Annotated in this window: 11 protein-coding genes; 9 read left to right on the forward strand and 2 right to left on the reverse strand. The window is 64.5% G+C overall.

Going from position 1 to position 7,527, the window contains the following annotated elements; translation table 11 throughout:
* Positions 1 to 254 precede the first annotated feature (254 nt).
* Positions 255 to 863, reverse strand: coding sequence for a LexA family protein (locus SPDO_RS04900; RefSeq protein ID WP_158212141.1), 609 nt, complete (start codon positions 861 to 863; stop codon positions 255 to 257).
* Between the two features lie 91 nt (positions 864 to 954).
* Between SPDO_RS04900 and SPDO_RS16785 the strand changes: the two genes are divergently transcribed.
* The gene (locus tag SPDO_RS16785; RefSeq protein WP_158212142.1) at positions 955 to 1,194 is read left to right on the forward strand and encodes a carph-isopro domain-containing protein; all 240 of its coding nucleotides are present in this window, start codon (positions 955 to 957) and stop codon (positions 1,192 to 1,194) included.
* 135 nt (positions 1,195 to 1,329) lie between these two features.
* Here the strand turns inward: SPDO_RS16785 and SPDO_RS16635 are convergent, their stop codons facing one another.
* Positions 1,330 to 1,815, reverse strand: coding sequence for a hypothetical protein (locus SPDO_RS16635; protein WP_143559581.1), 486 nt, complete (start codon positions 1,813 to 1,815; stop codon positions 1,330 to 1,332).
* A gap of 34 nt (positions 1,816 to 1,849) precedes the next feature.
* On the opposite strand from SPDO_RS16635, the gene SPDO_RS04910 reads away from it, so the two are divergent.
* The 8 genes from SPDO_RS04910 to SPDO_RS16640 all read left to right on the forward strand — a co-directional run.
* Entirely contained in the window at positions 1,850 to 2,299 is a 450-nt protein-coding gene (locus SPDO_RS04910; protein WP_088366251.1) for a hypothetical protein, read from the forward strand.
* A 43-nt stretch (positions 2,300 to 2,342) separates the two neighbouring features.
* Positions 2,343 to 2,570, forward strand: coding sequence for a hypothetical protein (locus tag SPDO_RS04915; RefSeq protein ID WP_088366252.1), 228 nt, complete (start codon positions 2,343 to 2,345; stop codon positions 2,568 to 2,570).
* On the forward strand, positions 2,567 to 5,179 hold the full coding sequence (locus tag SPDO_RS04920; protein ID WP_088366253.1) for a DNA methyltransferase: 2,613 nt from the start codon (positions 2,567 to 2,569) through the stop codon (positions 5,177 to 5,179). Before SPDO_RS04915 ends, SPDO_RS04920 begins: the two co-directional genes overlap by 4 nt.
* A 20-nt stretch (positions 5,180 to 5,199) precedes the next feature.
* Positions 5,200 to 5,442: a DUF2312 domain-containing protein gene (locus SPDO_RS04925; RefSeq protein ID WP_088366254.1), complete on the forward strand. Its 243-nt coding sequence runs from the start codon at positions 5,200 to 5,202 to the stop codon at positions 5,440 to 5,442.
* Positions 5,442 to 6,560: a DNA polymerase III subunit beta gene (dnaN, locus tag SPDO_RS04930; protein WP_088366255.1), complete on the forward strand. Its 1,119-nt coding sequence runs from the start codon at positions 5,442 to 5,444 to the stop codon at positions 6,558 to 6,560. The genes SPDO_RS04925 and dnaN overlap by 1 nt, the downstream gene beginning before the upstream one ends.
* Positions 6,561 to 6,570: 10 nt before the next feature.
* Positions 6,571 to 6,936 carry a hypothetical protein gene (locus SPDO_RS04935; RefSeq protein ID WP_088366256.1) on the forward strand — a complete coding sequence of 122 codons (366 nt, stop codon included), beginning with the start codon at positions 6,571 to 6,573 and terminating at the stop codon, positions 6,934 to 6,936.
* Entirely contained in the window at positions 6,933 to 7,298 is a 366-nt protein-coding gene (locus SPDO_RS04940) for a VRR-NUC domain-containing protein (protein ID WP_143559582.1), read from the forward strand. The genes SPDO_RS04935 and SPDO_RS04940 overlap by 4 nt, the downstream gene beginning before the upstream one ends.
* The coding region (locus tag SPDO_RS16640; RefSeq protein ID WP_143559583.1) for a hypothetical protein at positions 7,283 to 7,527 on the forward strand (245 nt) is incomplete at its 3' end. The genes SPDO_RS04940 and SPDO_RS16640, both read left to right, overlap by 16 nt.

Consider the following 7,527-nt stretch of genomic DNA (forward strand, 5'->3'; position numbering starts at 1 on the left):
TTCCTCTCCCTTGATCGCTTGTTCTGTATATGTTCCAAGGCCAAGTATAGCGAATCGGTGAGGAATGCGATGCGTCGTGGATGTCAGCTGGTACTGTTTGGTAGGCCCCAGGGACCTGTTCGGGACAATCTAGACGATGCCCAAGCGGACGCCCTCCGGCTCAAGCTGGGGCGTCGAGATGAAGAGGGTCGGTTCTTCCTGGACGCGGGAGCGGATTTCGTCTGGAAGCCAGTTACGGCAATGACGGCCGTAGCCTAGCTCCGCGACCGCACCATTTTTCGAAGGTGATTGGCGCCGATTGATAGCGAAACGACGCGCCCAATGATGTTGATGGGGGCCGTTCCTACTGGAATATCCTTATGCGACGGGTCGTCGGAGAGCGGCACTAGGCGAGCAGGATCCTGAAGAAATTGCTTAAAGGTAAACTGGCCCTCATCGTCTCCCACGACATAAAGATCACCAGAAAACAAGCTCTTGTCGTTGGGATCAACGATCACGTCAGCGCCATATGGCGCTAGCCTGTTCATGCTCTCACCATCGATCTCAAGAGCAAAGACATCTCTAGGGAGATCGGCACTCACGTCGAGCGTATCGGCGGTGTCGACCAATGCTTGGCGGAGTTCGCCTGCAGGAACCCTTCCGATACGCTTGATCTTGCGAACGTTGCTTTCAGGGTTCGCCGATAAACCTAGGAATTGCGCCAAAACAGGCATCTCAGCCTGTTGTATCCGGCGTTTGTGCTTCAGGATCTCGTTAACCCGGGGCGGCGGAATGCCGAGCTCGTCCGCAACCTCTTTCTGGGTGACACGTCCGCCAGTGACCCACAGCTGAAGCTCAGCAAGCAATGCGTCGTGCGTGACCATCACCTCCGTTTGCGAGAATCGTACGCCTCGGTCGATAACGGAGTTCGTAATTCCCCTTGCGCCACGGTTACGGTTATCGTAATCACGATGCATGATGACCGTTCCGGATATTTTCGAGCAGCTCGGTGGTGTTTCCGCCATTGCAGCTGAGACGGGCATCCCGCTCACGACGGTTCATAGCTGGAAGCGGGCGGGATTCGTTCCTCACTGGCGGATCGACGTGCTGGTCGCGCTGGCATCCAAGCTTGGCAAGGATTTGCCGGCTGATTGCGTTCCCACCCGCGGCGCTGCCTCGGCGCCGGATGCCGTCCGCGGACAGGCAGCAGCATGAGCCCGTTCACTCCCGAACAGGAGGCACGGGTGCGCGAGATTGCGCGCGAAGAGCATCAGACCTTCGCCAGCCGCCGAACTGCGGTCATCGGCGATGTGAGCGCCGAGTTGGCTGCCTTGCGCGGCAAGCAGGAGGTCACCAAGGCTTCCAGGCAGCAGGCTGATCGAGCGATCCGCGCAATAGTTCAACAAGGTCCTCCACCGCTTCCGGCTCACCACTTGCCATGGCCAGCTTCATCGATCCGTCGATCGCTCTCTCGACGCTGGCGGCAAGTTCTGGCGGTAGTCCGCCCATCGCGCCCAAATTCAGGAGGCGCAAGATGATCATATGGTGCAGCGATTCGCGCGCCGTTAGCCGCGTGATCTCATTCTGCTGGTCGATCAGCACCTCCTTGATGGCGGTGATCGCTCGTGCGGTTTCCGCGTCCAAGATCCAAACTCCGGTGGTTGTCAGCAACAACACCGTAGCCAAAGCGGGGGGCGCGTACAGTGCTCCCGGTGAAGGATTGATCCGTTGAACTGCCCACCCGAAGATCTCGTTTGCTTCACCTGTGAACAGCCGATCTGCAGCTGCACCGACGCGCAGTGGGCTGCTGGCAGGGTCGAGGAGCGCGATTTCCATTCCTCACCAATCGGCGATCAGAAGGAAGCAATCCGTGGCGAATGACACGATGATTTCGCAGCATGCGGCGGACGACGCGCTGGTCGCGACGATCGCGCTGTTCATGGGGCGCGGCCGGCGGTTCTCCGTAAAGGACGTCGAGCTCGGGACAGGCATCAGCGAGCGGACCTTGAGCGCCATGATCGCGCTCGATCCGGAGAGCCGGCGCGCACCGAGCGGTCGCAACCTCCTCCTGCTGATGAGCTTCTTTGGGGTCGAGTTCACCGACCGCTTGCTGAGCCATGTTGGCCAGGGTGCTCGTGACCTGAACCCGGCGCCTGACGCACCTGGCGTCGTGATTGCCGGCATCATGTCGGCGGCAGCCGAGTTTGCCCGCGCCGGCGCCGACAACCAATTCTGCAGCCGAGACCGGCGCGAGCTTCGCGACGACGCGGTGACACTGATCCAGCTGGTCGAGCCGTTCGCCCGACCTGCAAACGACTGACGAGGTTCTGACCGCCGGCGCGGCCGGTTGAGAGGTAACGATCATGAACGCAGCGCAAAGCGCGGCATCGGCGATGGCCGGTTCCGCGAACGGAAAAGCACGTCTGTCTCACTCCGCCTCTGCGCACCGCAGCGGCACGCAGCTGCTCGTGGCAGAAATGCTGCTCGCGTGGGTCATGTGGCGAGCGGGCGAGCCCGTGTCGGCGATCGCAACGCGCTTGGGACGCCATTCGAAAGCGGCGCGCAGCATCCTCTTCGGTGACGCCGCATGAACGCCTATCGCGCCTTCCTGGAGGCCAAGATCCCAACCGCGGCACCCGCCGGCCTGTGCTGCGACCTGGACGAGGTACCGACCCAGCTTGCCGACGGACGGCCGCTGAAAGATCACCAGCGCCATATCATCCGCTGGGCGGTCGAGGGCGGGCGTCGCGCGCTGTTCGAGGCGTTCGGCCTGGGCAAGTCGATCCAGCAGCTCGCCATCCTCGACATCATTCGCCGCAAGACGGGAGGCGACTGCCTGATCGTGGCGCCGTTGGGCGTGCGCCGCGAGTTCATGCACGACGCAGGTCTGCTGGGCATCGACCTGCGCTTCATCCAGTCCGATGCCGATATGGCGGCGGCGCTTGCGGGCGATCCGCTCGACGGCCCGATCTTCCTGACCAATTACGAGAGCGTCCGCGACGGCAAGGTCGACGTCACAACCTTCACCGCCGTAAGCCTGGACGAGGCGAGCATCCTTCGCTCGTTCGGGTCGAAGACCTTCCAGACGTTCCTGCCGCTCTTCGAAGCGGTGCCGTACCGGTTCGTCGCGACCGCCACCCCGTCGCCGAACCGCTACAAGGAGCTGATCCACTACGCCGGCTTCCTCGGGGTAATGGACACGGGCCAAGCGCTCACCCGCTTCTTCCAGCGCAACAGCGAGAAGGCGGGCGACCTCACCCTCTTCCCGCACAAGGAACAAGAGTTTTGGCTGTGGCTGAATAGCTGGGCTGTCTTCCTGCAGCGTCCAAGCGACCTCGGCTTCAGTGATGACGGCTATGACCTGCCCGCGCTCACCGTGCGCTGGCACGAGGCCCAATCCGACCTCACGACGGCGGCCACCGACGACCGCGGCCAGGGCAAGCTGATCCGCGACGCTGCGCTCGGCGTGGTGGAGGCATCGCGCGAGCGCCGCGCGACCATGCCGGCCCGGATTGCCCGGGCGGAGGCGATCGTCGCCGCGGCGTCGGCGGACCACTTTCTGATCTGGCACGACCTCGAGGATGAGCGCCGCGCGATCGAGGCGACCTTCCCCGAGGTCGAGACCGTCTACGGCGCGCAGCCGCTCGACAAGCGCGAGGGCATCATAGCCCGGTTCGCCGAAGGCATGTCCCGCCTCCTCGCCGCCAAACCGGTGATGTTGGGCAGCGGCACCAACCTGCAGCGACACTGCCACCGCGCCGTGTTCGTCGGCGTCGGCTTCAAGTTCAACGACTTCATCCAGGCGATCCACCGGCTCCAGCGCTTCCAGCAACCGCACCCGGTCGAGATCGACATCATCCACGCCGAAACCGAGCGGGAGGTCGTGCGCGACCTGCAGGCGAAGTGGGCGCGTCACGAGGAGCTGAGCGCCCGCATGTCCGAGATCATCCGCGAATATGGCCTGCAGCATGACGTCGCCCTCGGCGCGCTCAAGCGCTCGATCGGCGTCGAACGGCAGGAGGTCACCGGCGACGGCTGGACATTGGCGCACAACGACTGCGTCGATGAGGCTGCCCGGCTGGAGGAAGGATCGGTCGACCTGATCGTCACCTCCATCCCGTTCAGCAACCACTACGAATACACGCCGAGCTATAACGACTTCGGCCACACGGACGACGACGAGCACTTCTTCGCGCAGATGGATCATCTGACGCCCAACCTGCTCCGCGCGCTCGCGCCCGGCCGGCTCGCCTGCATCCACGTGAAGGACCGGATCCTGTTTGGTGCGGTGACCGGCGAGGGCGTGCCGACCGTCAACCCGTTTCACGCCAAGTGCATCGAGCACTACATGCGCCACGGCTTCCAGTTCATGGGCATGATCACCGTCGTCACCGACGTCGTGCGCGAGAACAACCAGACTTACCGCCTGTCGTACAGCGAGATGCTGAAGGACGGCACGAAGATGGGCTGCGGCAGCCCCGAATACGTGCTGCTGATGCGCAAGCCGCAAAGCGATCGCTCGCGCGGCTATGCCGACACGCCGGTGACGAAGGAGCGCGAGACCTACAGCCTGGCGCGTTGGCAGGTAGACGCCCACGCCTTCTGGCGGTCCAGCGGCGAGCGCCCGCTCACCGTGCGAGAGCTATGGGAGGTCGAAGACCGCTTCCTCGATATGGCGACCGGCCAGATCGCGAAGCGCTTCCGAGAAGAGACGCGCGACCTCATCCACAGCCACAAGGCGCACGTCGACATCGGAGAGGCTATCGCGGACCGGCCGGCTGGCTCCGGCCTTGGTAGTCTCCCGCGCACCTTTATGGCGATCGCGCCCGGCAGCCATCACCCCGACGTGTGGGACGACGTCGTGCGCATGCAAACGCTCAACGGCGAGCAGGTCCGCAAGGGCGCCGAGAAGCACGTCTGCCCGCTTCAGTTCGACATCGTCGACCGGCTGATTGAGCGATACTCGATGCGCGGCGAGCTGGTGTTCGATCCGTTCTGCGGCCTCGGCACCGTCCCGATGCGCGCGATCCTCGCCGGCCGCCGCGGCGCCGGCAGCGAACTCAACCCCGACTATTGGCGGCACAGCGTGTCCTACCTCCGCGAAGCGGAGAGCCAGGCGGCCATCCCCACCCTCTTTGACCTGCTCGACCTGGAAACGGCCGGCGAGTGGTCGCCCGTAAGCGAAGGAGCAGCAGCATGAGCGAGGAACGTGGTGAAGGCATGGGCGGCGGCCAGGTTGCCGCCGAGGAGCTGCGGCTCCTGATCGAGCGCGCGGAGCGGCTCGAGGAAGAGAAGAAGGGCATCTCCGACGACATCAAGGACGTCATGCTTGAGGCGAAAAGCCGCGGGTACGACGCCAAGGCGATCCGGCGGATCATGGCGATCCGCAAGAAGAAGCGGGAGGAATACCAGGAAGAAGAGGCCATGGTCGAGACCTACATGCAAGCGCTGGGGATGCTCTGATGAGCGGCCCCGTCAAGCTCGTCTTCGAGGCGAGCCAGCTTGCCGCAGCGCTGCGCGACGCGCGCGCCGCCGTCCAGCGCCGCAACACGATCCCGATCCTGCATAATGTGCTGATCGAGGCGGCAGCCGATGGCGCGGTCACCATCACCGCGTCGGATCTAGACGTGATGATCGTGCGCCGACTGCGCGCCGCACAGGTGAGCGGCGCCGCGCGGTTCACGATCGCGGGGCACCGTCTGGCGGACGTCGTCAGCGCATTCGATGCCGGCGCGCAAGTCACGCTGGAGATCGACGGCCCGGCGGCAGTGGTTAAGTCAGGACGCGCACGCCTTCGCTTTTCCACGCTACCCGCGACCGACTTCCCGATCCTGCCAGCGCCGACATCGCCGACTGAGTTTCAGATCGGCGCGGCCGCGCTGCTGCGCGCGATCAGCGCAGTGCGCCACGCCATCTCCACCGAAGAGACGCGCTACTACCTGAACGGGATCTTCGTGCACGTATCGGCGGGCAAGCTGAGGTTCGCCGCAACTGATGGGCACCGCCTGGCTCGCTTCGTCACTGACGTGCCGGCCGGCGCCGACGGCATGCCTGACGTGATCCTCCGCACGCGCTGCATCGAGATGCTTCGGTCAGCGACCGACGAGAGCGATCAGGTCCTCTCCGTCGCGATCGGGCGCGATCGCGTGTCGTTCGACATCGACGAGATGCGGATCGTCGCCAAGGTGATCGACGGCACCTTCCCCGACTATACGCGCGTTATTCCCGCCAGCACGACCAGCAGCCTCGACGTCGATGCGGATGCGCTGGACGGCGCGCTCCACCGCGTTGGCTTGGCGACAGACGACAAGGTGCGGTCTGTGAAGCTGTGCGTCACCCGCGAGCACGTCATCGCGTCGACGACCTCACCTGAGCACGGAGAAGCGGTCGAAGAGATCGCAAGCGAATTGGACGGCACGCCGATCGAGATCGGCTTCAACCTTCGTTACCTGCGTGACGCCATCGGAGCGGCGTCGGCCGACACGCTCCGCTTCGGATTCGGCGATGCCGCCTCACCTACCCTGATCCACAGCATCGCATCGGACGCGCTCACGCTGGTCCTGATGCCGATGCGCGTCTGAGGAGCTCGCTATGTCGGTCGAGATCAAGTGCGACACCTGCACGACGGACGTCGGATCTGCCGAACAGATCCTGTGCCCAAAGTGCGCGGCCACGAAATGTTCCTCATGCCATCTCCCGGGCGACAAGCTTTACTGCCGTGATTGCGCGGAAAATGAGTTCGGAGATGACGCCGACTGCTGCGACTGCTGCGACTGCTGCGACGGTGCCAGCGTCGAGGATGTTCGAGACGACGACATAATCGATCTTGCGGCGGCCCTGCGGCGAGGCGATGTGATCGCTGCGGAGGATGCTCTCGACCGCGTAGCTAGGGCAGTGGAAGGTTGGCGCGACCTCGTCGACCGCGGCCGCTACTCGCGAGCGTCGCGCGTCGGGTGAAGCCTGCCCGTTTCCTTGAACGCCCGGTGCAGCGCGCCGCGATCCGCACGGTCGCCATGCTCGGCTGCTACGCGGTGCACGTCCCGAACGGCAGCCACCTGGCGGGCGACAAGATCGCGCGCGCCAAGCAGATCGCCGCCCTGAAGGCGGACGGCATGAGCCCCGGCTTTCCCGATCTGATCATCATCGACCAGCGTGCGCCGCGGGTCGGGGTGGTCGAGTGCAAGCGCGAGGGCGTGGACGAGCTGGATCCGGATCAGGTGACCTGGCGCAACGAGTGCGTGCGCATCGGCGTGCCATGGGCGCTGCTCAACACGATTGAAGGGCCGATCGAGATCTTGCGCGCATGGGGCTGGCGATGAGCGCAGACCTGTTAGCGCGCCTTATCGCCGCTGGCACGCCCGCCGATCTGATCGGCGAAGTGGCGATGCTCGCTGCGCGAGCGGAGGCAGCAACGGCGGCGATCGAAGGCCGTCGCGCGAAAGATCGCGCGCGGCAGCAGGCCCGTCGCGAAGACCTGTCACGTGACGTCACGTTAGGTCACGAGACGTCACGTGAAACCGCGGACGAACCCGCCCCCTCTCCCCCTCC

It is taken from the genome of Sphingomonas dokdonensis, assembly GCF_002197685.1.
Lineage (GTDB): Bacteria > Pseudomonadota > Alphaproteobacteria > Sphingomonadales > Sphingomonadaceae > Sphingomonas > Sphingomonas dokdonensis.